The following is a 1,136-nucleotide window of genomic DNA, read 5'->3' as shown; positions in this document are numbered from 1 at the left end:
GAATAGAACATTCTGATATGGCTGACGATGTGGAACTTCAAAAGAGTAATATACTTATGATAGGTCCGACAGGCAGCGGTAAGACGTTCCTTGTACAAAATCTTGCAAAGATACTTAATGTACCTTTTGCCATAGCTGATGCTACTTCTCTTACTGAGGCGGGCTATGTCGGCGAGGACGTTGAAAATATATTATTAAAACTTATTCAAGCGGCTGATTACGATATTGACGCTGCGGAACGCGGAATTATATATATTGACGAAATTGATAAAATTGCACGAAAATCCGAAAATCCGTCAATTACGCGTGACGTTAGCGGTGAAGGTGTTCAACAGGCACTTTTGAAAGTGCTTGAAGGCACTGTTGCGTCAGTTCCTCCGCAGGGCGGAAGAAAACATCCGCACCAAGAACTTATTCAGATTGATACAACGAATATTTTGTTTATATGCGGCGGTGCTTTTGACGGTATCGAAAAGATTATCGGCTCAAGAACAGGTAAGCAAGGTTTGGGATTTGGTGCACAGATTTCAAGCAAGAAAGAGTCTAACATCAATGAATTGCTGGGTAAACTTATACCGCAGGATTTGCTTAAATTCGGATTGATTCCTGAATTTATAGGCAGACTTCCTGTTTTTGCAAGACTTGATAAACTTGACAGAAAAACGCTTATTACAATTCTTACAGAACCGAAAAATGCACTTATAAAGCAGTATAAAGCCTTGTTTGCATTTGACGGTGTAAAGCTTGAATTTGAAGATGACGCGATAGAGGCAATCGCTGATAAAGCGATTGAAAGAAATACAGGTGCGAGAGGACTTCGTTCAATTATCGAGGAGGCAATGTCTGACATTATGTTTGAAGTGCCGTCCGATGACAGTATAAAAACCGTTATCATAACAAAGAAGTGTATAACAGATTTAAAAGAACCTAAGATTATACACGAAACTAAGGAAACGAAGAAACTCAAAGAAAATTTAGAGCCTGACGGAACTCAGGGTTAAGAAACTTTAGGAAGGTGTGAGAAAGAATGTTTGTATCAGAAGATTTGACAGTAAACGAGAAAAATCATCTTGTTATTGGTAAAAATGATACTGTTGAACTTGCAAAGGAGTTTGGAACTCCGCTATATGTATTAG

1 protein-coding gene is annotated in these 1,136 nt (G+C 38.6%); it reads left to right on the top strand.

The features are described from left to right. On the top strand, positions 1-1,001 hold a 1,001-nt coding region (gene clpX / locus ACLTU0_RS12005; RefSeq protein WP_412322675.1), incomplete at its 5' end, for an ATP-dependent Clp protease ATP-binding subunit ClpX. Positions 1,002-1,136: the final 135 nt, after the last annotated feature.

Origin of the sequence: Hominilimicola sp. (genome assembly GCF_046972485.1) — a bacterium.
Taxonomy (GTDB): domain Bacteria; phylum Bacillota; class Clostridia; order UBA1381; family UBA1381; genus Hominilimicola; species Hominilimicola fabiformis.
Note: the sequence above shows the minus strand (reverse complement) of the source record. Positions and strands in the feature narration are given on the sequence as shown.